The organism is Sinorhizobium numidicum (genome assembly GCF_029892045.1).
Lineage (GTDB): Bacteria > Pseudomonadota > Alphaproteobacteria > Rhizobiales > Rhizobiaceae > Sinorhizobium > Sinorhizobium numidicum.
Genome location: NZ_CP120368.1, coordinates 3255810 through 3280569, shown reverse-complemented (window position 1 = coordinate 3280569; position 24760 = coordinate 3255810). Strand labels below are relative to the sequence as shown.

Below are 24760 nucleotides of genomic sequence, written 5' to 3'. Positions count from 1 at the left end.
AGGCCGGTCTGGGGAGACCTAGCAAGTAGTGGTAAAAACTCAGAAAACCTCGACGAAAAAAGTGACCGAGCGGGCGGCGACCAAGGCGGGCGGCGGCGTTTCGACAAGGGCGTCGCGCCACTCGCCATCAAGGCTTGCCGGAAGCTGCACAGGATGCGGCGCATGACCGCGATTGATGACGACCGCGAGCCGTGTTGCCCTTTGCTGTTTCCGGTCTTCAGTCGCAAGCACCATGACGAGGTTGTCGGTCGCCGGGTGTTCCCAGTCCTCGACTGTCATCGGCTTGCCGTCGAAGCGCAGCCACGCGACATCGCCCGCGCCCGTGAGGAAATCTGTCCAGGCGAAGCCGTCGAAACGCCGGCGCATTGCGGAGAGGGCGACCGTGTGGTCAACCAGCTTGCGGTCGAGTTTCGTCCAATCAAGCCAGGTCACCTCATTGTCCTGCGCATAGGCGTTGTTGTTGCCGCCTTGGCTGCGCCCGCCTTCATCGCCGGCTGTCAACATGATCGTGCCGCGTGAGGCGAAGAGCGTACCGAGGAGCGCCATGGCGTCGGCCTGTCTCCCCGCAACGATCTCCGGATCAGCAATCGCGCCTTCCGCGCCGTTGTTCCACGAATAGTTCTCGTCGTGTCCGTCGCGATTGCTTTCGCCATTCGCCTCATTGTGCTTGCGGGCATAGGAAACGAGATCAACCAGCGTGAAGCCGTCATGGGCGGCGATGAAGTTGACGCTGCGGGTTTTCGTCTCACCCCAGCGAGAGAAGGTATCGGAGGAGCCGGCGAGCGCGGTCGCAAGTGCGCCGACCATGTGCCGGTCGCCGCGCCAATAGCGACGGATGTCGTCGCGCGCGCGGTCGTTCCATTCGAGGAACGGCTCTGGAAAATTGCCGAGCTGGTAGCCGCCGGGTCCGGTATCCCACGGTTCGGCAATGAGGATGCGGTCGCGGAGCACGGAATCGGCGGCAATGGCCGTGAAGAGGGCGGCATCACGGTGAAATCCGCTCATGTCGCGGCCGAGGATCGATGCGAGATCGAAGCGGAAGCCGTCGACACCGGCAGCGAGCACGAAATGGCGCAGGCTGTCGAGGATCAGCGCGCGCACCACCGGATGGTCGCAGGCGATCGTGTTGCCGCAGCCGGTATCATTGATGAGCTCGCCGGGCCGGTCGTTCGCATGACGGTAGTAGGTGAGATTGTCGAGACCGCGCATGGAGAGCGTGGTGCCGAAACGGTCGCTCTCGCCGGAATGGTTGAATACGAGGTCAAGGATGACACCGATACCTGCCTTATGCAGGGCCTCGACGGTCTTGCCCAATTCCTTGACGCCGCCGGGCACCAGACGCGGGTCCAGCGCCATGGGCGCGATCGGGTTGTAGCCCCAGCCGTTGTGGAGTCCGAGCGGCGGCAGATGCCGCTCGTCGATCCAGGCGACGATCGGCATAAGCTCGATCGCGGAGACGCCGAGGCGCCTCAGATGGTCGATGACCACCGGCTCCGCCAGCGCAGCCACCGTGCCGCGCTTCTTTGCCGGAATGTCCGGATGAAGAATCGTGAACGGCTTGACGGCCACCTCGTAGATGAGGCCGCCCGGCTGAAACAATGGTGGCTTCGGCTTTACCGTTTTTGCGTCCGTCACGATTGCTTTCGGCACCAGGTCGGCTGTTTCCTCACCGAAAAGCGTCAGCCGGGGATCGTGGCGAAACGGGCGATCGAGTTCGATCGCGTAAGGGTCGACCAGAAGTTTTGCCGGATCGAACCACAGCCCATGCTCGGGCGAGTAGATGCCGTCGGCTCTAAAGCCATAGCGGGTGCCGGCCGGCGCATCGGCAAGGGTAAGGCTGTGGACGTCGCCGTCACGCATGAGCGGCAGGCGGCGCAGTTCCTTTTTGCCGCTCTTGTCGAAAAGGCAGAGGTCGATCCCGGCGGCATTATGGGAATAGACGGCAAAGCGCGTTCCGTCGGACGCACGTGTCACGCCGAGGCGTGGAATTCCGGTCGTCGACATGAAGGCGCGCCCCTTTCGCGATCAGTGAGGTGACGGGCCGTAACGGCCCGCTTCTACAGCGCCGTGCGTCTTTTCAGACGCACAAAGGAAACATGCAGCGGCGCTTCAGGTGATCACGCTCGGCGCATCGCGGCCGGTGCGCGTCTTGATCTCGGCAATGTCGTCGGCGACGGTGATCAGGTCGGCGAGCGCTTGCTGGGTGTCGAGATCGTGGCGTGCCGGGTCCGGCTCGAAGCGCTCGATATAGACCCGCAGCGTCGCGCCGGACGTCCCGGTTCCCGAGAGGCGGTAGACGACACGTGATCCGCCCTGGAACAGGACGCGGATGCCCTGGTTCTTGCTCACCGATTTGTCGACCGGATCGTGATAGGAAAAATCATCGGCGGTTTCCACGGTGAGCGCGCCGAAGCTCTTGCCCGGCAGGCCGGCAAGCTTGTCCCGCAAGGCGGCGATCAGGCCGTTTGCGGCATCGGTGTCCACCTCCTCGTAATCATGGCGCGAATAATAGTTGCGGCCATAGGTCGCCCAGTGCTTGCGCGCGATTTCAAGCGCGCTTTCCTTCCGCGCCGCCAGAATGTTGAGCCAGAGCAGCACCGCCCAGAGGCCGTCCTTCTCACGCACGTGGTTTGATCCGGTGCCGGCGCTTTCTTCGCCGCAGATCGTCGCGAGGCCCTCATCGAGCAGATTGCCGAAGAATTTCCAGCCGGTCGGCGTCTCATAGAGGCCGATACCGAGCTTCTCGGCCACCCGGTCGGCGGCGCCGCTGGTCGGCATGGAACGCGCGATCCCCGCCAGCCCCTTGGCGTAACCCGGCGCGAGATGGGCGTTGGCCGCAAGCATGGCGAGGCTGTCGGAGGGCGTGACGAAGATGCCCTTGCCGATGATCAGGTTGCGGTCGCCGTCGCCGTCGGAGGCGGCGCCGAAGTCCGGCGCGTCAGGCGCCATCATCGTTTCATAAAGGGCGCGGGCATGCACCAGGTTCGGGTCGGGATGGTGACCGCCGAAGTCGGGCAGCGGTATGAAGTTCAGGACCGAGCCCTTCGGCGCGCCCAGCCGCTTCTCTATGATCTCCTTGGCGTAGGGGCCGGTGACCGCGCTCATCGCATCGAAGACCACGCGGAAGCCTCCGGCGAGGTGCTTGCGGATCGCTGCGAAATCGAACAGGCTTTCCATGAGTTCGGCGTAGTCGGCGACCGGATCGATCACGGTAACCGTCATGTCCTCGACCTGCTGGGTGCCTTCAGAGTCCAAATTGATATCGCCGACGTCGGCGATCTTGTAGCTGTCGATAACTTTGCTGCGGGCGAAGATCGCGTCCGTGACCTTTTCCGGCGCCGGCCCCCCATTGCCGACATTGTACTTGATGCCGAAGTCTTCGGTCGGGCCGCCGGGATTGTGGCTCGCCGAGAGAACGATGCCGCCGAACGCCTTGTATTTGCGGATGATGTTGGAGGCAGCAGGCGTCGACAGGATACCGCCGCGACCGACGAGCACGCGGCCGAAACCGTTCGCCGCAGCCATCTTGACGGCCTTCTGAATGACTTCACGGTTGTAGTAGCGGCCGTCGCCGCCGATCACCAGCGTCTGACCTTCAAAACCTTCGAGCGAATCGAAAATGGATTGGATGAAGTTTTCGGCATAGTTCTTCTGCTGGAAGACGGGAACCTTCTTCCGCAGGCCCGAGGTGCCGGGTTTCTGATCGCCATAGGGATTGGTGGAGACGGTTTTTGTCATTGTCTTAACCTTTCGCGAGAAGGCCGGAATAGAGCGCGGCATAACGTTCCGCACTCTTGGCCCAGGAAACCTCGGATTTCATGCCCTGATTCTGCAGGCGGGCCCACACTTTCGGCTCGTTGTATGCACGGAACACGCGCCGGATCGCAAGACGTAAGCCGTCCGCTGTAACGGGCCGGAAATGAAAGCCGGTCGCGACTTTCGCCGAAAGTGCCGCTTCGTTGGCGTCGATGATCGTATCGGCGAGGCCGCCAGTCTCGGCGACGACGGGCACGCAACCATATCGCAGGCCATAGAGCTGCGTTAGTCCGCAGGGCTCGAAGCGCGACGGAATGAGGATGGCGTCGGAGCCCGCCTGCATCAGATGCGACAGCGGCTCGTCATAGCCGGTCACCATGGCGATACGGCCGCGATGCCGCGACGCTGCTGCGAGCAGCGCGCCTTCAAGCGCCGCATCGCCCGAGCCGAGCACGATCAGCTTTCCGCCAAGTGCGACGATATCGTCGGTCACTTCGGCGAGGAGGTCCATGCCCTTTTGCCAGGTCAGCCGGCTTACCACGCAGAAGATCGGCCCCGGATCCTTCTCCAGGCCGAAGCGGTCCTCCAGCGCTTTGCGGTTAGCGCCGCGCCGTTTGAGCGTGCCCGGGCCGAAGTGCGCGACGATATGCGGGTCCGTCTGCGGGTTCCATAGGTCGGCGTCGATGCCGTTGACGATCCCGGTCAGATCATCGACTCTGCTGGCGAGAAGGCCCTCCAGTCCCATGCCGAATTCCGGCGTCAGGATTTCCTGCGCGTAGGAGGGGCTTACCGTCGTGATTGCCGTCGCTGTCTGCAGGCCGCCTTTCAGAAAGCCGACATCGCCGTAATATTCGACGAACTGCACCGAGAAAGCCTCCGGCGGCAGGGCCAATTCGGGAAATGCCGAAGCGCCGAACTGGCCCTGGAATGCGATGTTGTGGATCGTCATTACCGTCGGGGTGGCGCGCGCAGAGCCGAAACGCATGTAGACCGGGGTCAGCGCCGTCTGCCAATCGTGGACATGAACGATGTCGGGCTTCCAGTTCGCAATGGCGTTGTCGCCGGCGATTTCGGCCGCCGCGAGCGAGAGTGCGGCGAAACGACGGAAATTGTCGGGGTAATCCCGCCCGGTCGCGTCAAGATACGGGCCGCCGTCTCGGTTGTAGAGAGCTGGCTGATCGAGAACGAGCAGATCTAGCCCATCATACTCGGCTGCGAGGATCGAGGCGGGCTTACCGAATAAGTTGTCGAAGCCGCCGACGGTTTTCTTTTTTTTGAGCTTTTGCAGAACGGCCGGGTAGCCGGGTATCAGCGTGCGCGTCCGAATGCCGTGCGGGACAAGAGCCGCAGGAAGGGCCCCGACGACGTCGGCGAGCCCCCCGGTCTTGACCAGCGGATACACCTCGGACGCAACAGAGAGGACATTCATACGGCAGCCTACATCCCGAGCTTGTCGATCATCGGTTGGGTGATCAGGCAGACACCGTTCTCGGTGCGCCGGAAACGCTTGGCATCGAACTCCGGATCATCGCCGACGATAAGGCCTTCAGGAATCACGACGCGGCTGTCGATGACGACGTTGCGCAGCGTCGAGTGGCGTCCGATCGTCACGTCAGGCAGAACAACGGCATTTTCGAGCCTGGAGTAGGAATTAACCCTGACGCCGGTGAACAACAGGCTCCTGTTCAGCGCCGCGCCGGAAATGATGCAATCGCCCGAGACGAGCGAGGACGTTGCCGACCCGCGGCGATCTTCGTCGTCGTGCACGAATTTTGCCGGCGGCTTGATTTCGGAGAAGGTCCAGATCGGCCATGTGCTGTCATAGATGTCGAGTTCGGGCGTGATATGGGTGAGGTCGATATTGGCCTGCCAATAGGCATCGATAGTGCCGACATCGCGCCAATAGGCCTCGCGTTCGAAGTCCGAGCGGACGCAGGAGTGGGTGAAGCGGTGCGCTACGGCTTTCCCGTGTTCGACAATATGAGGAATGATGTCCTTGCCGAAGTCGCGGCTCGATTTTGGGTCGGCCGCATCGCGGCGCAGAATGTCCATCAGGAACTTCGTATGGAAGACGTAGATGCCCATGGACGCCAGCGCCAGCTCCGGATTGCCCGGAATGCCAGGCGGATCGGCCGGCTTTTCGACGAAGGCGATGATGCGGTCCGCGTTGTCGACATGCATGACGCCGAAGCCGGTCGCTTCCATGCGCGGCACTTCCAGGCAGCCGATCGTCACGTCGGCACCGGAATCGACGTGCTGCTGCAGCATCAGCTCGTAGTCCATCTTGTAGATGTGGTCGCCGGCGAGAATCACCATGTACTCGACGCCGTGATCCTCGATGATGTCGATATTCTGATAGACCGCATCGGCAGTGCCTTCATACCATTGCGTTTCGGAAACGCGTTGGCTCGCCGGCAGGATGTCGAAGCTCTCGTTTCGCTCGGGGCGGAAAAAGTTCCAGCCGCGCTGCAGGTGCCGGATCAGCGAATGTGCCTTGTATTGGGTGGCGACGCCGATACGGCGGATACCCGAATTCAGCGCATTCGACAGGGCGAAGTCGATGATGCGCGCCTTGCCACCGAAATAGACGGCGGGCTTTGCCCGCCGGTCGGTCAATTCCTTCAACCGGCTGCCGCGGCCGCCGGCGAGAACATAAGCCATGGCATCACGAGCCAGAGGGTGTGTACGTTTTTCCACCATTTGTCCTCCCCAAGATCAGTTCATCGAGGACTGCTTGGCGGCTTTCTGCGCCGCCCTGCGGCCCACGCGATTTCTTCTTGCCTCGTCCGTCGGGCAAATGCCCGCCGCGACGACCCTGCTAATCCTCCTCCAGCATCAACGTTGCCAAAGGCGGCAGCGTGACAGTGGCGACCGTGATTCCCGTGGATTTTTTCTCCGCGTGCACGGCGCCGCCATTGCCCTTGCCAGTCCCTCCATAGATCTCCGCATCGGTGTTGAGAATTTCCCTCCAGCGTCCTGCGACCGGAAGCGGTATGTCGTAACTTTCCCGGTAGACCGGGGTGAAGTTGGTGACGACCGCGACAAGCTTCTCGCCGGGCGCCTTTCTCAGCCAGGCGAAAACCGAGTTCTCGCGATCGTCCGCTATCAGCCACTCGAAGCCGTCGCCCTCGCAATCGCGGGCATGCAGCGCCGGCTTCGCGCGATAGGTGCCGTTGAGGTCGCGCACGAGACGGCGCATGCCCTCGTGCAGATTGTATTCGAGCAGGTTCCAGTCGAGCGCGCGGTCTTCCGACCATTCGCGCCATTGGGCGAATTCCTGCCCCATGAAGAGCAACTTCTTGCCCGGATAGCCCCACATGAAGGCGTAGTAGGCTCTGAGATTGGCGAACTTTTGCCAGTCGTCGCCGGCCATTTTGGCAATCAGCGACCCCTTGCCGTGCACGACCTCATCGTGTGACAGCGGCAGAACGAAATTCTCGCTGAAGGCATAGAGCAGCCCGAAGGTCATGTCGTTGTGGTGGAATTTGCGGTGCACGGGTTCGCGCGCGAGATACTGCAGCGTATCGTGCATGAAGCCCATGTTCCACTTGAAGCCGAAGCCCAGTCCGCCGGCGTGAACCGGGTGAGAGACCTTCGGCCAGGAGGTCGATTCCTCGGCGATCGTCAGGACTCCCTGATGAATGCCGTAAAGGCGGGTGTTCATCGTCTGCAGGAAGCGGACGGCCTCCAGGTTCTCATTGCCGCCGTACTCGTTCGGCACCCACTCGCCGTGCTGACGCGAGTAGTCGAGGTAGAGCATCGAGGCGACCGCATCGACGCGCAAGCCGTCCACATGGAATTTCTCCACCCAATAAAGCGCGTTGTTGACGAGATAGGCGAGAACCTCCTGCCGGCCGAAATTGTAAATCGCCGTCTGCCAGTCGGGATGAAACCCCTTGCGCGGATCCGCATGCTCATAAAGCGCGGTGCCGTCGAACCAGCGCAGACCGTGTTCGTCGGTTGGAAAATGGGCCGGTACCCAGTCGAGGATGACGCCGAGGCCGACCTTGTGACAACCGTTGACGAAGCGGGCAAAGCCTTCCGGCCCGCCGAACCGCGCCGTCGGCGCGTAGAGCCCGGTGGTTTGGTAACCCCATGAGGGATCGAAGGGATATTCGGAGATCGGCAGGAATTCGATATGGGTGAAGCCCATGTCGACGCAGTAGGGGATCAACCGGTCCGCCAGTTCGTCCCAGGTGAGCATGTCGCCGTTGTCGCGGCGCTGCCACGAAGCCGCGTGGACTTCGTAGATGGAAATCGGCTGGCGGCGCGGATCGACCTCCGCCCAGTGCCGCTTATGGGCCTCGTCCTCCCAGAGCTGAGCGATCTCGCCGGTCGTCACCGAAGCGGTGTCGGGCCTGAGTTCGGAGCGGCGGGCGAAAGGATCTGCCTTCAGCGGCAGCAGCGCGCCGTCCTTGGGCAGGATTTCATATTTGTAAGGGGCGCCCTCCGGGACGCCGGGGATGAAGATCTCCCATATGCCTGTGTCGACACGCAGGCGCATCACGTGGCGGCGTCCGTCCCAGTCGTTGAAGCTGCCGACGACGGAGACGCGGCGGGCGTTCGGCGCCCAGACTGCGAAGTGGAAGCCTTCGGCTCCGTCATGCGTGATCGGGTGCGCGCCCATCTTGTCGAAGAGCCGCAGGTGCGAGCCTTCACGGATATAATAGTCATCCATCGGGCCGAGGACCGGGCCGAAACTGTAGGGATCGACGACAATCCATTCGCCGCCGCTGTTGCGGGCGCGGTAGCGGATGGGCTGCTCCTTGCGGACGGAAACGGGGCCCTCAAAAAAACCGGCGTCGTCGCGGCGCTCCAGCACGCCGATTTCCTTGCCGGCGAGCGTCTCCGCCACCACCGTTTCCGCACCGGGGATAAAGCATCGGGCGAAATAGCCTTTGCCTACTGCGTGAACGCCGAGGACGGAGAACGGATCGTCGTGCGTGCCGGAAAGTATTGCCGCGATCTCCGGCGCCGGCAGCGAACCTGACGGGGTTGGTGCCGGTCCCTTGCCGGCGGAAGGCGTCATCCAGCTCTCCAAATTTCTCCGGCATATTGCCGGATCGTGCGATCGGACGAGAACCAGCCCATGCGGGCGGTATTGCGGATCGCCTTCGAGAACCAGGCTGATGGCGTGGTCCAGAGCTGGTCGATCTCGCGCTGGGCTCTGGCGTAGGCTTCGAAATCGGCGGCGACCATGAACCAATCATGGTTGTAGAGACCGTCGACAAGACCGGAGAAGCGGTTGCGGTCGTCGGGCGAGAAGACCCCGGAGGCAATCGCCGCGAGTGCCTGAGACAATTCGCGCGAACCTTCGATGACGGCGCGTGGGTTGTGTCCTTCCGCCCGGGCTTTCGCCACCTCCTCTGCGGTCATGCCGAAGATCTTGATATTTTCCTCGCCGACCCAGTCGCGCATTTCGACATTGGCGCCATCGAGCGTGCCGATGGTGAGCGCACCGTTCAAGGCGAACTTCATGTTGCCGGTGCCCGAGGCTTCCATGCCCGCCGTCGAGATCTGTTCGGAAAGATCAGCCGCCGGCACCATCACTTCCGCGAGCGAGACGTTGTAGTTCGGGATGAAGACGATCTTCAGGAGCCCGCGCACAGCCGGGTCGTTGTTGATGACGCGGGCGACATCGTTGCAGAGCTTGATGATCAGCTTGGCGTTGTGGTAGCTCGGCGCCGCCTTGCCGGCGAAGAGCTTGACGCGCGGCACCCAGTCGCGCTCGGGATGCGACCGGATCTGGTCATAGAGGGCGACGGCTTCGATGATGTTCAGCAGTTGCCGCTTGTATTCATGGATGCGCTTGATCTGGATATCGAACATGGCCGAGGGATCGAGCCGGATGCCGAGGCTGCTCTGAACATGCTTCGCGAGCCTCACCTTGTTGGCGCGTTTGACCGCCGCGAAGCTCTCCTGGAAGTCCGCCTTGTCGGCAAAGGCGTCGAGCGCCTGGAGCGCTTCGGTATTGTCCATGAACTCGTCGCCGATCGCGTCGCGGACGAGACCGAAAAGGCCAGGGTTGCATTGCATCAGCCAGCGGCGCGGGGTGATGCCGTTGGTTTTGTTGTTGATGCGCTCCGGATACAGCCGATGGAGGTCGGCGAAGACCGTCTCCTTCATGAGTTCGGTGTGGAGCGCCGAGACTCCATTGATCGAATGGGAACCGACGAAGGCGAGATTGCCCATGCGTACGCGCCGCTCGCCCGTCTCCTCGATCAGCGAGATATTGCGAATCTCTTCGTCGGTCGCGTGCTTTTGCCTGCGCGCCTCGATCAGGATCTTGGCGTTTATGGCGTAGACGATCTGCATATGGCGCGGCAACAGCCGCTCGAAGAGCGGCACCGGCCAGCTTTCCAGCGCTTCCGGCAACAGCGTGTGGTTGGTGTAGGAAAAGGTGCGCCGGGTGATGTCCCAGGACTGCTCGAAATCGAGCCCATGCACGTCCGTTAGGAGGCGAACCAGTTCTGCGACAGAGACGGCCGGGTGCGTGTCGTTGAGCTGGATGGCAACTGCATCCGGCAATGACGTGAAATCCGGATATTGCTGCAGATGGCGCCGGAGAATGTCTTGCAGCGAGGCGGAGGAGAAGAAGTATTCCTGCCGCAGCCGCAGTTCCTGGCCGGCGGGCGTCGCGTCGGCCGGATAAAGCACGCGTGTCAGGCTCTCGGCCTTGTTGCTTTCGCGCAGTGCGCCGATGTGGTCGCCGGCATTGAAGGCATCGAGCAGGATCGGATCGATCGGTTGAGCCGACCACAGGCGGAGCGTATTGACGCGCGTCGCCCGCCAGCCGACGGCCGGCGTGTCAAAGGCCGTGGCGATGACCCGTTCGGCCGGCTTCCAGATGTAGCGCTGCACTTCCTCGTCGATATTGACGGTTTCCACGCCGCCGCCGTATCCGATTTCGTAGGAGCTTTCCCGCCGCTCGAACTCCCAGGGATTGCCGTGCGCCAGCCAGGTTTCAGGCAGTTCGACCTGCCAACCGTCGGCCATCTGCTGGCGAAACAGGCCATGCATGTAGCGGATACCATAGCCGTAGGCCGGAACGTCCACCGTCGCCATGGACTCCATGAAACAGGCGGCAAGCCGCCCGAGGCCACCATTGCCGAGCGCGGCATCCGGTTCGAGCTGGGCGACCACGTCGATATCGACGCCGAGCGAGGCGAGCGCGTCGCGCATCTCCTCCATCAGGCCGATATTCGTCATGGCGTCACGCATCAGGCGGCCGATCAGGAACTCTAGCGACATGTAATAGACGCGCTTGGCACCGGTCGCATAGGTCTTGCGTGTAGACTCCATCCACTTGTCGGTAATGCGGTCACGAGCGACGAGAATGGCGGCCGTCAGCCAGTCGTGCGGCTTGGCGACCTTCGGATCCTTGCCGATACGGTATTTGAGGCGCTCGAGAATTTCGACCGCGAGTTGACCCGGCTCGGAAGACCTGAGTGCGGGCTGCGGCAGTTCGGTGGTGGAGAGCCGATTCATCATAAGAACTGTCATACCCTTTTGCGTTTGGGAGCCGCAGGTCGGAGCAGACCGGGGATAGCGGCAATTTATGCATCGATCCGAAGCGCTTGCAACAGATGTTTTTAAAAGGTTTAAAACAACGAGTGCTTGTCGGTCGACCCATATGCGGCAAATATTTCGGAATTTGCACATAAAGAAAAATGCCGCCCGGCGGCGCCGGACGGCATTCCACAATTGCCGAAAGTGAAGGTTTATTTCGTCAGGCGCGCCGTCATCGCGGCAGCCTTTTGGCCGATCTTCTCGAATTCCGAAACGAGTGCCGCAGCGTCGTCGGCTTCCTTGTAATGGTCGAGCGAAGTCGCACAGGCCTTCAACAGATCCTTGCCTCGTTGCGGTGCCATGAAGGCCACGGTGAAGACCGCAATGCCGCTGTTTTTTGCCGTTGTGCAAGCCGCTTTGGTGACTGAGTCCGCCTTTTCCTGGTCGCGGGCCGAAGTTCTGCCGTTGTAGCTCGTATTTTCGCCATCGGTCATGAAGACGATGTATTTTTCCGGAGTTTGCCCGTTCTTGGCCAGATGGGCCTCATTCTCACTATCCAGCAGCAATTCGTCCACGGCTGCGTCAAAAGCCGAGCTCGAATCGGTTCCTCCAGTCGCGCTGAGGGCCTCAACATAGTCGGACGCATCTTTCGTGCCCCACGTCAAATTCGAGGGCTTGTCCTGCCTGTTGTTGTAGGCGACTGTACCCACGCGGAGGTACTCGTTGTCGGGATCCACTTTTGCTAGCGGCGTGAACAGCTTTTCGACCGCCGACTTTAGAGTGGTGATCTTGTCGACGTAGCACGGACTGGTCTCCTTCACGTACGAATTTCCCCAGTTCGACGCGGTCCAGTTGATGCACTTTGTCCGGGTCTTGTCGATGGTATCGGTTTTCCATGCCATCGAACCCGAGCGATCGAGCACGAGGTACATCGAAATGGCGTTCTTGCTCTCAGTCGCGCTTTCGGCCGTCGAGCTGGTTTGAAGCTCGATGGAATTTTTACCGAGCAGACGCGTCATGGCGTTGAACTGAAGCAGGTGCTTGTTCACCACCGAAACCTTAAACGACTTTCCCTTCGCGCCGTTGGGCACTTCGGTAATGACAACTTCCGACGTGTTGACGTCGTCCCAATTTGGCGTGGTCGAAGCCGGCGTGGTGTTTGCGGCTGCCATGGTGGCTCCCTCTCCGGGGACGTCTGCCGAGCTCGTGCCGGCCATCTGAGTCTTCAGGAATTTGCGCGCGATCGTCTTGGCCGTTTCGATGTCCGGTTTTTCATCGGATACGAGTGCGGACGCCGCTGCAAGGGCTGCCGCGTCGGTCGCATCCTGAAGCTGGTTCTTTGTCATCAGCATGTTGGCCATGTCGATGGAAACGCCGCCGACCGCCAGAAGCAGCGGCGCGACCAGCGCCGTCATCATACCGAAATTGCCGCCCCGATCCTTCAGCATCGTCATGAAGGATCGGCCTACAGTGGATCGTCTTCCCATATTCGGACACCTCGAGAGAACACATTGCAAGCTCGGGTGCGACATTAGCGGCGATAAATTTCAATTGGGTTCAGGCGACTATTTCAATTTTAGTGATTTGCCGGAAAACCCTTGATTTTACCGGGCTCTAGCGACATTCGGCCGTCTGAAAATGGAACAGGGTGTGCCATTTCGGGTCACCCGACGGGGATAACGTCGACGGCTTGTTCCGTCGTTTGGCTGCCATAGCTCTTGAGCACGCCGATGACCGGTGCCACGTCACCATAGTCGCGGCCGTGGCCGACGACGATGTGGTCCGTGCCTGCCGGAATGTTGTTCGTCGGGTCGAGCTCCATCCAGCCGCCCGCGCTGCCGCACCAGAAGCGGACCCAGGCATGCATCGCATCGGCTCCCTCGAGCCGCTCCTTGCCGGGCGGGGGCAAGGTCCGCAGGAAACCGCTGACATAGCCGGCCGGAATGCCGAGGCTGCGAAGGGCGACGATCATCACGTGGGTGAAATCCTGGCACACGCCACGCTTCAGCCTGAAAGCCTCGGCAGGCGTCGTGCTGACGGTCGTCGCCTCGGTATCGTAGGCGAAGTCGCGATGGACACGGTCGCAGATGGCGGTGCCGATCTGCCGCACGGTCATTCCCTCGTCGACGATCGCGCGCGCATAGGCGGCGATCTCCGGCACCTCCGTTAGGAGCGGGCTCGGTCCGACGAAATGGTGGGGGGAGTCGGCATCGACCGTCCAGCATGCGGCAAGTTGCGGCGGCAACCCGGCAAGCGGTGGCGAGAGATCGGCGATGAGCGCCGGCGCCTCCGCCTGGACGCGCGCCTGCATGCGAATGATCAAATGATCGTGCACCGAGCGGAACAGGATTGACGTGGTGGGATTGGCGAAGAAATCGAGACTTTCCACCCGCTCGCCGGGGGGCGGCTGGCAGGTCACCGATCCCGCGACGAGGCGCTGGCGACCGGGAATCGACGCCGGCAGAACGCGCACGAGATGACGCCCGCCGACGACAGGAACCTCGTAGCCATAGGTGATCTTCAAGTTGATGTCGTAGAGCATCGGAACGCCGCCCTCCATTAGATCACGATGATTTTGGATCGAATCGACCCAAAATCATAAACATCATCGATTCTACTAAGTTAGAGCGGGACGCGGGCGGAAAACCGCAGACACTTTTCCTCATCCCGCTCTAGCCGAGATAGGTTTGGGCGAGCAGATCGGAGAGCTTTTCGAGATCCTGCTCCAGCCGCTTGTAAACGGTGACGTTCATCGTTTCCGGCGTCATCACCGCAAGGCCGGAATGCAGCCGCATCGTTTCCCGATAGAAGGGCGACATCTGGCCGTTGACGAAGGCGTTCGGCAGGAGTTCGACCTCCGTCTTGATCTCGTTCAACTGGTAGAGGACCGAGCGCGGGTTGAGCGGGTCGAGCGCAAGCAGATCGGTTACAGTCAATGCCGCCGTATTGACGTTGTAGCGGCGGCGGTGCGTCATGACGCTGTCGCCGATCTCGAGCAGCATGTCGTAGGCTCCATCGGGAGCCTCAGGTCCGGACATGTGCCCGAGCAGCCGGGTCATGTGCAGCCCGCGCTCGATGTAGCGCCCGACCGACAGGAACCGCCAGCCGGTGAAGCGGTACATATTTTCGTGCACGAGACCGGCGAAGCCCGCGAGCTTGCGCAGCAGGATGGTCATTGCGTGGGTGGCGTCATCGCCCGCCTGGACGGTCGCGTGGAACTTTCGCGCCGTTTTCGACAGATCGTTGAGGGCCAACCACCCGTCGGGCGAGAACCGGTCGCGGATGTTGCCGGCGCTGAAGAGCGCGCTGTCGATATTGGCAAGCAGACTGTCCGGCACCGGTTGGCGCGCATTGATGTCAAGGGCGGCCAGATAGTCCGTGACGTCCTTCAAGAGCGGCATGTTCGGGTCGGCGGCTTCGGCAAAGCGCCCGTGCCAGGCGCGCAGAATCCTGAGCGCGCCTTCCGCGCGCTCGATATAGCGGCCGAGCCAGAAGAGATTGTCTGCGGCGCGGCTCGGCAGGCTGCCCGGCATGTTGCGGGTGAAGCTTTCCTCGGCCGGCAACAGCGTCGTGCGCTCGACGGGCTTGTCGCTGACGATCCAGACATCGGCCGCTGTACCGCCGGCCTGCATCGCGATCGCCGCTACGTCGTCGCCGGAACCGATGCGGGCGAAGCCGCCCGGCATGATCTGCCAGCCATTGCGCGTCCTCGCGGCAAAGACCCGCAAGCTCATCGGGCGGGGCATTAAGCGCCCGTGCACCCAGGCCGGTGTCGTGGAGAGCGTGACGACCTCCTGGCCCACCAGCTTGCCGCCCTCGGCCGTGAGCCACTCGGAAACGGAGCTTTTGGCCGTCTCGCGGAGAGAGGCGCCGAGCACCGACTGGCCGTTGTCATCGAAGAAGGGACGCGTCGAATAGGCAGGCCCGATCACCATGCCTTCGATGTTGGCGGCGACGTGCTCGCGCTCCGACTGTTGTCCACACCACCAGGTGGCGATCGACGGCAGCTTCTGCTCCTCGCCAAGCAGGTGACGGCAGATCGCCGGAATGAAGGCGAGAAAGGCGCGCGTCTCCAGAATACCGGTGCCGAGAGCATTGACGATCGAAACCGAGCCCGCCCTCAGCGCTTCGACAATGCCGGGGGTGCCGATGTGAGAAGACTGATTGAGTTCCAGCGGGTCGGCGAAGGCGGCATCGAGGCGGCGCCAGAGCACGCCGACCGGCTTGAGGCCGGCAACCGTTCTGACCATGACCTTGCCGCCCACCACCGTGAGGTCCTCGCCTTCGAGAAGCATGAAGCCGAGGTAGCGGGCAATATAGGCATGTTCGAAATAGGTTTCGTTGGCGATACCCGGTGAGAGAACGGCAATACGGTCGTCCGGGTGCTGCTTGCGTGCCTGCAGCGTATCGCGGAAGGCGCCGAAGAAGCCAGCCAGCCGGTGCACGTGCGTTTCGGCATAGAGGTTGGAAAAGGCGCGCGTCGTCGCCACCCGGTTTTCGAGAGCGAAACCTGCTCCCGACGGCGCCTCGGTTCGATCGGAAAGCACCCACCAATTGCCGTCGGGTCCGCGTCCGATCTCGAAGGAACAGAAGTGCAGGAAATGTCCGTCGGCCGGCTCGATGCCGACCAGCGGCCGCAGGAACTCCGGATTGGAAGCGACGAGCGCGGGGGGCAGCAGTCCTTCCTGGACGAGCCGGTTTTCGCCGTAGATATCGGCGACCACCCGCTCCAGGAGTTCGGCCCGCTGAACAAGGCCCTGTGAAACGGCCGCCCATTCGGCTTCGTCGATCAGCACGGGAACATGCGACAGCGGCCAGCTTCGCTCGGAACTTTCCTTGCCGTAGGCGCGATAAAAGACGCCGGCGTCGCGCAGGTAGCGATCGGCACGGGCAAAGCGGTTGGCGAGGTCCGTTTCGTCCATGCGGCCGAGCGTTGCGAGCAGCCGCTGCCACACCGGGCGGACATTGCCGTTCGGGTCGAGCATCTCGTCGGCAATTCCCGGCAAGGCCCGATAGCCGAACACCGGGTCGCCATCGAACTGGCCTTTGTCTGCTGCCTCTGCCGCCTGCTTCTTCGCCATCTACACTCCTGCCGGACGCCTCAAATCGAGCGTCAGGGGAAATTCCGCCGACGGCGTCTCCGGTCGGAGCCGATAGACGCCTGCGGTGTGGCCCCAGGGTTCGAAGCGTGCCAGTCGGCGTGCCTCGGCCTCGTTGCCGTTGACCGGAAATGTCTCATAGTGGCGTCCGCCCGGATGCGCCACATGATAGACGCAGCCGCCGATCGCCCGATTCGACCATGTATCATAAATGTCGAATGTGAGGGGAGTGTTGACCGGCAACACCGGATGCAGACCGGATGCCGGCTGCCAGGCCTTGTAGCGGACGCCGGCGACGGCGACGCCACTGGTGCCCGCCTTCGAGAGCGGCACCGGGCGACCGTTGCAGGTGACCGTATAGCGATCCGGATTGGCGGTCTCGAGCTTCACCTGCAATCGTTCGATCGAGGAATCGACATAACGTACGGTACCTCCGATCGCGCCTTGTTCGCCCATCACGTGCCAGGGTTCGAGGGCTTGGCGGATTTCCAGCTTGGCGGCCGCGTATTCGACCTCGCCGCAGAAGGGGAAGCGGAATTCGAGCTGGGCGTCGAACCATTCGGGACGCAGATCGAAGCCATGGGCGCGCAGATCCGAGAGGACGTCGAGAAAATCCTGCCAGACATAGTGCGGCAGCATGAAGCGGTCATGTAACGTCGTGCCCCAGCGCACGAAGCCGCCTTCGACCGGGCTTTTCCAGGAGCGCGCGATGAGAGCGCGGACGAGCAATTGCTGCGCCAGCGACATGCGCGCGTTTGGCGGCATCTCGAAGCCGCGGAACTCGATCAAGCCGAGCCGCCCAGTCGGTCCGTCCGGCGAAAACAGCTTGTCGATGCAGATTTCCGACCGATGCGTGTTGCCGGTGACGTCGACAAGCAGGTTTCGGAACAGCCGATCGACCAGCCAGGGCAGGGGCGGCATGCGGTCCGTGCCGGGCGGCGGCACCTGCGCCAAGGCAATTTCCAGTTCATAGAGCGAATCGTGGCGCGCCTCGTCAATGCGTGGCGCCTGGCTGGTCGGTCCTATGAAGAGGCCGGAAAAGAGATAGGAAAGGGAGGGATGGCGCTGCCAATGAAGCACGATGCTCTTCAACAGATCCGGGCGACGCAGGAAAGGGCTGTCGTTGGGATTGCGCCCGCCGACCACCACATGGTTGCCGCCGCCCGTCCCGGTGTGGCGGCCGTCGATCATGAACTTGTCGGCGCCGAGCCGGCCTTGGCGCGCCTCCTCGTAGATCGCCGTGGTGATGTCGACGCATTCCCGCCAGTTCGCGGCCGGGTGGATGTTGACCTCGATCACGCCGGGGTCAGGCGCGACGCGGATGACATTGATGCGTTCGTCATGGGGCGGCGGATAGCCTTCGATATGCACCGCCAGCCCAAGTTCTGCTGCGGCGCGCTCCGTCGAGGCGATCAGATCCAGATATTCCTCGATGCTCGTGGTCGGCGGCATGAAGACGCAGAGCCTGCCGTCGCGCGGCTCGACGCTGATCGCCGTACGTACGGCTCCAGCAATGTCATCGCGAGAGGGCGGCAGCGGCGTCTGCGGCGCCTCCGATGGCTGGAAGCGTGATTGCTGCGCCCGCCCTTTTTCTTCGGCGAAATCGGGCAGGTCGTTACGCGGAACGGTCGGATCGACAGGATTGACGTAGGGATAGGACGAAGGAGCGATGTAAGGCAGTGAGCCGAGCGGCAGACGGTAGCCGACCGGACTGTCTCCCGGCACAAGGAAGAGGCGGCCGCGCCGGGTTTTCCATTTCTCGCTGACCCATTGCACAGCTGAGGCACGTGCATTCCAGGCCTGCACCGGCAGCACGTAGCCGCTCGGTATCGTCAAGCCGCGTTCGAAGACACGGGCGAGACGATTGCGCTCCTCGGGATCCTTGAGCTTCGAGTTGGCCGGATCGACATTGTTCGGAAGGTTCGCTTCCTTGACGATCCATTCGGCCGGGTCCTCATAGGCCGGAACGACCATGTCGGCCGGCACATCGAGTTCGCCGGCGATCGCGACGAGCAGGCGCTCGGCATCCTGTTCGGTGACATCGTGCCGGCCTCTTTCCTCCGCGATCAGCTCGGGCCGCTGCCAGATCGGCAGGCCGTCTCTGCGCCAGTAGAGCGAGAAGGTCCAACGCGGGAGGCTCTCGCCGGGATACCACTTGCCTTGGCCGTAATGGAGAAAACCGCCGGGTGCGAAGCGCTCACGCAGCCGCCGGATGAGCCCGTCCGCCTTTTCGCGTTTGGTCGGACCGACGGCATCGGTATTCCACTCCTCGGATTCGAAGTCGTCGATCGATACGAAGGTCGGCTCGCCGCCCATCGTGAGCCGCACGTCGTTCTCGGCGAGCACGCGATCGACCTCCTCACCGAGCGCATTCAGCGCCTCCCAGCTCTCGTCGGAGAAGGGCTTGGTGATGCGCGGATGCTCGGCGACACGCGCTATCCTCATGTCGAAGGCGAAGTTGGACTGCGTTTCCGGATCGCCGGAAAAGCCGCCGGAAATCGGCGCGGCGTTGCGATAATGCGGTGTCGCGGCCAGCGGAATATGGCTCTCGCCGGTGAGCAGGCCGGAGGTCGGATCGAGGCCGATCCATCCGGCGCCTGGCAGGTAGACTTCGGCCCAGGCATGAAGGTCGGTGAAATCGTATTCAGTGCCGGAAGGACCGTCGAGCGCCTTCAGGTCGGGCGTGAGCTGAATGAGATAGCCGGAGACGAAACGAGCGGCAAAACCGAGATTGCGAAGAATTTGCACCAGCAGCCAGCTTGAATCGCGACATGAGCCCCTAGCGAGGCTCAGCGTCTCCTCCGCCGACTGAACGCCGGGTTCCATGCGGATGACGTAGCCGAGTTCCTGCTGGAGCCGCGCGTTCAGGCCGACCACCATATCGATCGTGCGTTGGCGCGAGCGGTCCACGGTCTGCATGAAGGCGGAGAGCGACGGCCCCATCGGCTCCGGCGTCATGTAGATCTTCAGATCCTCGCTCAGCTCTTCCGGATAGCGGAACGGCCAGTGCTCCGCCTCTTCCTCGACGAAGAAATCGAACGGATTGTAGACGGTCATGTCGGCGACGAGGTCGACCTCGATCTTAAATTCCGTCACCGGATCGGGGAAAACGTACCGGGCGAGGTAGTTGCCGTAAGGATCTTGCTGCAAATTGACGAAGTGGTTGGCCGGCGAGACTTTCAGTGAATGGCTGATGACCTTGGGCTTGGAATGTGCAGCCGGCTTCAGCCTGATGATTTGCGGTGAGAGCCTTACCGGCCGGTCATAGGTGTAGTGGGTCAGGTGGTAGATACTGGCCTTGATCGACATGCAGAATTTCCCCTCGATGGCGGGTCCTTCGCCCGCCATTCAAGGGAACTTTGTGCAATGCGAAGAAAGAAAGCAAGCCGAAACCGCGGTGGGTTTCGGCTTGCTCTCAGGCGTATGCCGCTTCCTCTTCGGGAGTTTGTCAGACCGGCGGAGGATTGATGCGGGCAAACCCCTCCTGCCGGTAATAGGGGAAATGGGGGTAGGGCGCCGTCGTCGCGCTCACCCCGTCAAGCCGCGCAACCTGCTCGGCCGAGAGCGACCAGCCGACGGCACCGAGGTTCTGCCGGAGCTGCTCTTCGTTGCGGGCGCCAATGATGACGCTCGAAACGGTCGGTCGCTGGAGAATCCAGTTGATTGCGATCTGCGGCACGGTCTTGCCGGTTTCTTCCGCAAGCACCTCCAACACATCGACGATGTCGTAGAGCTTTTCGTCATCGACGGGCGGCCCGAACGCGGCGGTATGGTGCAGGCGGCTTCCCTCCGGCCACGGCTTTCCGCGGCGGATCCTGCCGGTCAGCCGACCCCAGCCGAGCGGGCTCCAGACGAGGGCGCCGACACCCTGATCAAGGCCGAGCGGCATCAGCTCCCATTCATAATCGCGGCCAACGAGCGAATAGTAGACCTGGTTGGCGACGTAGCGAGGATAGCCGAGCCTGTCGGCGACCCCGAGGGACTTCATCAGCTGCCAGCCGGAGAAATTCGAAACGCCGACGTAGCGCAGCTTGCCGGAACGAACCAGGACATCGAACGTCGACAGCACTTCTTCGACCGGCGTCCCGGCATCGAAGGCGTGTAGTTGCATGAGGTCGATATAGTCCGTTCCGAGTCGCTTCAGGGCATCTTCGACGCCCTTGATGAGACGGGAACGGGACGAGCCGGCATCGTTCGGCCCGTCTCCCAAGGGAAGCGAGATTTTCGTCGACAGGATCACCTTTTCGCGACGCCCCTTTATCGCCGCGCCCAGCACCTCTTCGGATGCGCCTTCGGAATAGACGTCCGCCGTGTCGAAAAGATTGATGCCGGCGTCGAGGCAAATATCCATGAGCCGGCGGGCCTCCGTTTCATCCGTCGTGCCCCAGGCGCCGAAGAGCGGACCCTTGCCGCCGAAGGTACCCGCGCCGAAGCTGAGCGCCGAGACCTTCAGTCCGGACGAACCAAGCCGTCGGTATTCCATATTCCAGCTCCTTTGTGCTTATCCACGTGTTTGCCGTTGACGAACATGGAGCCGGTTGCTCTTTGAATATAGACTGGTGCTCGGAATATTATTTGTGAGTTGAATTCATATGTCTCGACCTTCCGTCAATCGTTCAGGCGAAATGGAAATCTTTGCCAAAGCGGTGGAGCTCGGCGGATTCTCTTCGGCGGCTCGCCACTATCGCATGACGCCTTCCGCGGTGAGCAAGCTTGTCCTCCGCCTGGAAGATCGGCTTGGCGTCAGGCTCGTGAACCGATCGACCCGGAGGCTGCAACTGACGCCGGAGGGGCATGCGTTTTACGAGCGGACGACACGCATTCTCGCGGATATCGAGGAGGCCGAGCGCTGTGCCTCGGCCGGCGAAAGCCCGGCGGGAAGGGTGCGGCTGAATGTCAGCGCTTCCTTCGGCACCCATATCCTGATGCCGCTGGTGCCGGAATTCCGGGCACGCTTTCCGGCCGTTACCCTTGACATCGTCCAGACCGACGCGGTGGTCGACCTGATGGAGGCGCGCGCCGATGTGGCGGTGCGGGCAGGACCTATGAAAAGTTCGACGCTAATTGCACGTAAGCTCGGTGCCACGCGGATGATGATCGTCGCCGCACCGTCCTATGTCGAACGGTTCGGCATTCCCTCGAGCCTCGATGATCTCCGGGGACATGAGCGACTCGGCTTCTGCTATAGCCGCGCCGTCGATGGCTGGCCGATAAGAACCGACGGTGAAGCGATCGTGCTGCCCGCCTCGGGAGCAGTCCAGGCGAGCGACGGCGAGGGACTGCGCCACCTGGCCCTGGCCGGCGCCGGATTGGCGCGACTGGCGGAGTTTACGGTGCGCGAAGATTTGCGAGCCGGCCGACTTCTTCCCGTGCTCGAGGACCTGAACCCGGGGGATATCGAGGAGATTCACGCCGTCTTTCTCGGCCAAGGCGGCGCGCTTCCCTCCCGCGTGCGTGCCGTTCTCGATTTTCTTGCAAAGCATGCCCGCATTACCGCGGAAAGGGGTCCAGTTGCGCGCCTGGCCTGAGTAAATGCAACGCGCGGCGATAAAGAGCGGGAGACGTTCAGCGGATTTGCATCAGCCTCCCGCTCTCAGTTGATTTCGTCGCGAGCGTGTTAGCGTTTCGGTGCGACGAGGGCAAAAAGAGCCCCTTGAGGGTCGGTGCACTGCACGATCCAGGCTCCGCCGGGCACCTCCATAGGCTCGAGGACGATCTGCCCGCCGCCGGATTTCGTCCGCTCGATCGCCGCATCAAGCGCCTCGACGTTGAAATAATAGAGCCAATAGGGGGCGGGAATATCCTTTGGCTTCGTCATCATGCCGCCGATCTGCTTGCCGCCCGAAGCGAAGATCTGGTAGACGCCCATCTCCCCCATATCCATCGCCTGATCCTTGGTCCAGCCGAACAGTTTCGAATAGAACTCGAAGGCGGTGTCGAGGTCGCCGGCCATCAGTTCGTGCCAGCCGGTATTGCCGGGGGCCATCTGGTCGAGAGGCGGCGCTTCGCCCGTGCCCTTGAAAAGGGCGAAGGCAGCGCCATGAGGATCGGTTACGATGGCGAAGCGCCCGACGCCCGGTATGTCATCCGGTGCGCGATGAACATTGCCGCCCTCGGCGGCAATCTTTGCAGCGGCGGCATCGACGTCGTCGACCGCAACATAGCCGAGCCAAGCCGGCGGCACCTTCATGTCGAGCGCGCCGTCCGGCATGGTCATCAGGCCCGCCACCTGCCGATCTCCGGCGTAAAACAGCGTGTATTCAATCCCTGGCATGCTCGCGTCGCGGGCGCTCCAGCCAACGACGTTCGTGTAGAAGGCTTCCGCTGCCTTCGTGTCCGTCGTCATCAGTTCGTACCAGACGAAGTTCCCATGCATGGTCGATCCTCCGATTATTCTGTGTGATATGCTGCCATTGGTAGCAATGAAATGGTCGCCGCGGTGCTGCATCGAGCTTATCGGCGGCGATAGTCCGCTTTCATGATGTCTTTCCAAGTTCCGTCTTCGGTTTCGACGCGGGCCGTTAGCGTCCGGTGGTTCGCGTCGATGAGCGTTATCCTGTCCTGATACCTGCAGGATCTACCGGGATCCTCGAAGTCGGGACCTTCGCAATTGAGGGCGAGCGTCCTGCCTTCGTCTTCCAGTTCGCCGTCATAGACCCACATATGCGTCATCATGGAACCGACCCAAGTGCCCACATAGCGCTGCCTCAGCGGATTGAAACCAAGCGTCATCAGCGTCTGGCCGAATTTTCCATCCGGCATGGTGCCTTGCCCTTCGCAAACAACCCAGAGGCCCTGCATCGAGCGGACATTTTCCACCCAAGGTGCATTCGACTGTTCGGTGCCGGCGGGATCTTCGGATGTGACCGTCCATTCGCCGAGCAGTTGTTCCAGCCAGCGATGTTCTTCCTGTGGTTCCGCTTTCACTTGTTCCCTCCCATGGCAGGACGCGGCGATCCCTCGCGCCGCGCGCGGGACGACAACGCCCTGAAACGCTAATGGTTCCTTCCGCGGCGTCGCCGCCCGCTTTGCCGTCATGCCCGCTGCCGCTGCGCATCCTCGTATTCGTCGTGCCTGCGGACGAAATCCATGACCTGGCCTTCGTTCCGACCTTTGGGTGCCCGGTCGAGCAGCATGAAGGTGCCGACAAGCTCCTCCAGCCCTCGGGCATAGGTGGAATAGGTGTGATAGACCGTGCCGTCCTCGTCCTTGTAGAAGGCGCTGAGGCCGGGAAGTTCCTCATAGGCTGAGCCGCTGTCGATTTCCGCGAAATTGTAGACGACCTTGCCGCCGGCGAGCTCGGCTGGCGTGAACGAGACGTGGAAGTCGCTGTTGAAGTCGCTGCCCCAGGCAGAGACCCAGGGGAAATGCCAGCCCATGCGCCTGCGGTAGGCCTCGATCTTTGCGAGCGGAGCATTGGACGCGGCGATCAGGGTCACATCGTGATGATTGAGATGGGGGAGCATGCCGTCGAAGTGGTCGGCGAGGAAGGAGCAACTCGGGCAACCGGCTTCCCAGTTCTCGCCAAGCATGAAGTGATAGATGACGAGCTGACTGCGCCCATCGAAGAGTTCCGACAATGTCTTGCGGCCGTCGACGGTTTCGAAGACATAGTTCTTGTCCATCCTCACCCATGGCAAAGCCTGGCGCTGGGCATTGATCTTGTCGCGAAGACGCGTGTGCTCCTTCTCAAGCGCCAGAAGCGACTTGCGCGCCTCCAGCCATTTTTCAGGCGACACGATGGTGTGGTTCGTCGTCATATCCGTTCCCTCCTCCACGAATGTGCGCTTGACTATTATGTTGATATCAACATTACTGTACCATGTCAAAGTCGCCGCTAACACCTTACTCCACCACGCTCCTTGTCAGGGACACCTGCCTTTGCCTTCATGTACAGCGCGCCGCCCGGGCGCTGGCGCGTCAATTCGATGATGCGCTGAGACCGCTCGACATAACGAACGGGCAGTTTTCGCTGATGATGTCGCTGAACCGGCCGGTTCCCCCGAGTATCAGCGCCGTGGCATCCTTGCTCGCCATGGACCGCACGACGCTGACGGCGGCGCTGAAGCCGCTCGAGCGCCGCGGTCTCGTGGAGGTCTTCGTCGATGCGGATGACAGGCGACTGCGTCGCTTGCGGCTCACGCCCCATGGTGAGCGGCTGCTGGCCGAGGCTCTACCGATCTGGAAGCAGACGCATGAAGGCGTCGACGCGCTTCTTGGCGAGACCAGCTTAGCCCGCCTGCGCGCCGATCTCCTCTCGCTTGCTTGAGTGGGATGCGGCGGTCGCGGCGCACTTTTCGCAATCCTGCTACGCACGCGCAGCAGCGGGCGAAACTTTGCAGCGTAGCCATGGACAATCAGGATCGAATCCCGCTGAAGATCATGATGATCGCGGC

16 protein-coding genes are annotated in these 24760 nt (G+C 62.0%); 2 read left to right on the top strand and 14 right to left on the bottom strand.

Annotated features, from left to right (window positions below):
* Window positions 1-39 precede the first annotated feature (39 nt).
* The 11 genes from glgX to PYH37_RS26945 all read right to left on the bottom strand — a co-directional run bounded on the left by glgX (window position 40) and on the right by PYH37_RS26945 (window position 20847).
* A complete protein-coding gene (gene glgX, locus PYH37_RS26995) occupies window positions 40-2004 on the bottom strand; it encodes a glycogen debranching protein GlgX (RefSeq protein WP_280734533.1) in 1965 nt (654 codons plus the stop codon).
* 105 nt (window positions 2005-2109) lie between these two features.
* Window positions 2110-3738, bottom strand: coding sequence for an alpha-D-glucose phosphate-specific phosphoglucomutase (locus tag PYH37_RS26990; protein ID WP_280734531.1), 1629 nt, complete (start codon window positions 3736-3738; stop codon window positions 2110-2112).
* A 4-nt stretch (window positions 3739-3742) separates the two neighbouring features.
* Window positions 3743-5185 (bottom strand): glycogen synthase GlgA, encoded by a 1443-nt coding sequence (gene glgA, locus PYH37_RS26985; protein ID WP_280734530.1) that lies wholly within the window; start codon window positions 5183-5185, stop codon window positions 3743-3745.
* An 8-nt stretch (window positions 5186-5193) separates the two neighbouring features.
* Complete coding sequence (gene glgC / locus PYH37_RS26980) at window positions 5194-6456, bottom strand: glucose-1-phosphate adenylyltransferase (RefSeq protein ID WP_280734529.1); 1263 nt, start codon at window positions 6454-6456, stop codon at window positions 5194-5196.
* Between the two features lie 118 nt (window positions 6457-6574).
* Complete coding sequence (glgB, locus tag PYH37_RS26975; protein WP_280734528.1) at window positions 6575-8785, bottom strand: 1,4-alpha-glucan branching protein GlgB; 2211 nt, start codon at window positions 8783-8785, stop codon at window positions 6575-6577.
* Window positions 8782-11259 carry a glycogen/starch/alpha-glucan phosphorylase gene (locus PYH37_RS26970; RefSeq protein ID WP_425336124.1) on the bottom strand — a complete coding sequence of 826 codons (2478 nt, stop codon included), beginning with the start codon at window positions 11257-11259 and terminating at the stop codon, window positions 8782-8784. Before PYH37_RS26970 ends, glgB begins: the two co-directional genes overlap by 4 nt.
* 218 nt (window positions 11260-11477) lie before the next feature.
* Complete coding sequence (locus PYH37_RS26965) at window positions 11478-12719, bottom strand: vWA domain-containing protein (RefSeq protein WP_280734527.1); 1242 nt, start codon at window positions 12717-12719, stop codon at window positions 11478-11480.
* 209 nt (window positions 12720-12928) lie between these two features.
* Complete coding sequence (locus PYH37_RS26960) at window positions 12929-13807, bottom strand: transglutaminase family protein (protein ID WP_280734526.1); 879 nt, start codon at window positions 13805-13807, stop codon at window positions 12929-12931.
* Window positions 13808-13937: 130 nt separating this feature from the next.
* Entirely contained in the window at window positions 13938-16346 is a 2409-nt protein-coding gene (locus PYH37_RS26955; RefSeq protein WP_280734525.1) for a circularly permuted type 2 ATP-grasp protein, read from the bottom strand.
* Entirely contained in the window at window positions 16347-19673 is a 3327-nt protein-coding gene (locus PYH37_RS26950; RefSeq protein ID WP_280734524.1) for a transglutaminase family protein, read from the bottom strand.
* Between the two features lie 139 nt (window positions 19674-19812).
* On the bottom strand, window positions 19813-20847 hold the full coding sequence (locus PYH37_RS26945; RefSeq protein ID WP_280734523.1) for an aldo/keto reductase: 1035 nt from the start codon (window positions 20845-20847) through the stop codon (window positions 19813-19815).
* Between the two features lie 109 nt (window positions 20848-20956).
* Here PYH37_RS26945 and PYH37_RS26940 point away from each other — a divergent pair, with 109 nt between their 5' ends.
* Window positions 20957-21892, top strand: a complete 936-nt coding sequence (locus tag PYH37_RS26940; protein WP_280734522.1) for a LysR family transcriptional regulator — start codon at window positions 20957-20959, stop codon at window positions 21890-21892.
* Between the two features lie 89 nt (window positions 21893-21981).
* On the opposite strand, the gene PYH37_RS26935 is transcribed toward PYH37_RS26940, so the two are convergent.
* The 3 genes from PYH37_RS26935 to PYH37_RS26925 form a co-directional block, all read right to left on the bottom strand.
* A complete protein-coding gene (locus PYH37_RS26935; protein WP_280734521.1) occupies window positions 21982-22740 on the bottom strand; it encodes a VOC family protein in 759 nt (252 codons plus the stop codon).
* 77 nt (window positions 22741-22817) lie between these two features.
* Entirely contained in the window at window positions 22818-23291 is a 474-nt protein-coding gene (locus PYH37_RS26930; protein ID WP_280734520.1) for a DUF1579 domain-containing protein, read from the bottom strand.
* Window positions 23292-23398: 107 nt separating this feature from the next.
* Window positions 23399-24124 carry a DUF899 domain-containing protein gene (locus tag PYH37_RS26925; protein WP_280734518.1) on the bottom strand — a complete coding sequence of 242 codons (726 nt, stop codon included), beginning with the start codon at window positions 24122-24124 and terminating at the stop codon, window positions 23399-23401.
* A gap of 62 nt (window positions 24125-24186) precedes the next feature.
* Here PYH37_RS26925 and PYH37_RS26920 point away from each other — a divergent pair, with 62 nt between their 5' ends.
* Window positions 24187-24633 carry a MarR family winged helix-turn-helix transcriptional regulator gene (locus tag PYH37_RS26920; RefSeq protein WP_280734516.1) on the top strand — a complete coding sequence of 149 codons (447 nt, stop codon included), beginning with the start codon at window positions 24187-24189 and terminating at the stop codon, window positions 24631-24633.
* The last annotated feature ends 127 nt before the right edge of the window (window positions 24634-24760 follow it).